Source organism: Bradyrhizobium sp. 199 (genome assembly GCF_023073355.1).
GTDB lineage: Bacteria > Pseudomonadota > Alphaproteobacteria > Rhizobiales > Xanthobacteraceae > Bradyrhizobium.
Genome location: NZ_JADPJI010000003.1, coordinates 1 through 1,800, shown reverse-complemented (window position 1 = coordinate 1,800; position 1,800 = coordinate 1). Strand labels below are relative to the sequence as shown.

The 1,800-nt window shown below is 65.4% G+C and carries 1 protein-coding gene; it reads left to right on the top strand.

All coding sequences use genetic code 11. From position 1 onward, the window contains the following. The coding region (locus tag IVB28_RS07105; RefSeq protein WP_247525367.1) for a DUF1522 domain-containing protein at positions 1–1,788 on the top strand (1,788 nt) is incomplete at its 5' end. Positions 1,789–1,800 lie beyond the last annotated feature (12 nt).

Genomic DNA, 1,800 nt, shown 5'->3' with positions numbered 1-1,800 from the left:
AGCACGGGCGCAACGGCCGGTGACGGCACCACGGCCCTGACCGGCACCATCACCCTGATCGCCACCAACGGCACGACCGCAACCGGTCTGGCCAGCAACGCCCAGCCCGCGGACGGCGACACGCTGACCGTGAACGGCAAGACCATCACGTTCCGCTCGGGTTCTGCTCCGGCATCGACTGCGGTTGCGTCCGGTTCGGGCGTCAGCGGCAACCTCGTCACCGACGGCAGCGGCAACACCACCGTCTATCTCGGCACCGCGGGTACTCCGGCGGCCAACGTCAACGATCTGTTGACCGCGATCGATCTCGCCAGCGGCGTGAAGACGGTATCCATCACCGCGGGTGCTGCGACGATCGCCACGAGCGTCGGCCAGACTGCCTCGAGCGCTGCTGGCGGTGCCGTCACGCTGAAGAGCTCGACGGGTGCGGATCTGAGCGTCACCGGCAAGGCTGACCTGCTCAAGTCTCTCGCCCTGACCACGGCCGTGGGCGGCGGCAACGCCACCGTGAGCGTCAACCGGACCACGAGCTCGGGCTCGCTCGGTGCGACGATCGCGGACGGCTCGACGCTGAACGTCGACGGTCACGTCATCACCTTCAAGAACGCGCCGATCCCGGGCTCGACCGGTGCTCCGAGCGTTCCGAGCGGTTATGGTGCGAGCGGTAACGTCCTCACCGACGGCAACGGCAACTCGACGGTCTATCTGCAGGCTGGCACGGTCAACGACGTGCTGAAGGCGATCGACCTTGCCACCGGCGTGCAGACCGCGACGGTCAATGCCAACGGCACCGCGACGCTTGCGACCGCCACTGGCCAGACCAACTCGTCGATCAACGCCTCGGGTCAGTTCAAGATCTCGACCGGCGTCAATGCCGACCTGTCGATCACCGGCACCGGCAATGCGCTGAATGCGCTTGGCCTTGCCGGCAACACCGGCACTGCGACCGCCTTCACCGCGGCCCGTACCTCCGGCGTCGGCGGCATTACCGGCAAGACCTTGACCTTCTCGTCCTTCAATGGCGGCACGGCGGTCACCGCCACCTTCGGCGACGGCACCAACGGCACGGTCAAGACGCTCGATCAGCTCAACACCAAGCTTCAGGCTAACAACCTGACGGCGACGATCGACGCCAACGGCCTGCTGACGGTCTCGACCACCAACGATTACGCGTCCTCGACCATTGGTTCGAGCGCCGCGGGTGGTGCGATCGGCGGCACGCTGACCTCGTCCCTGACGTTCTCGACGGCTTCCACCCCCGTCCAGGATTCGGTTGCCCAGACCTCGCGTGCCAACCTGGTCAACCAGTACAACAACATCCTGAACCAGATCGACACGACGTCGCAGGACTCCTCGTTCAACGGTGTCAACCTCTTGAACGGCGATCAGCTCAAGCTGGTGTTCGACGAGACGGCCAAGTCGAGCCTGAGCATCACTGGCGTGACCTACAACTCCAAGGGTCTGGGCCTTGCTGCGCTGACCAGCGGTGTCGACTTCATCGACAACGCTGCCACCAACAAGGTGCTGACCAACCTGAACGCGGCATCGAGCACGCTGCGCTCGGAAGCCTCGGCTCTCGGCTCGAACCTGACCATCGTGCAGGTCCGTCAGGACTTCAACAAGAACCTGATCAACGTGCTGCAGACCGGTTCGGCCAACCTGACCCTGGCCGACACCAACGTCGAGGCGGCCAACAGCCAGGCGCTGTCGACCCGCCAGTCGATCGCGGTCTCCGCGCTGTCGCTGGCCAACCAGTCGCAGCAGAGCGTGCTGCAGCTGCTCCGCTAACAAGCGGACGAC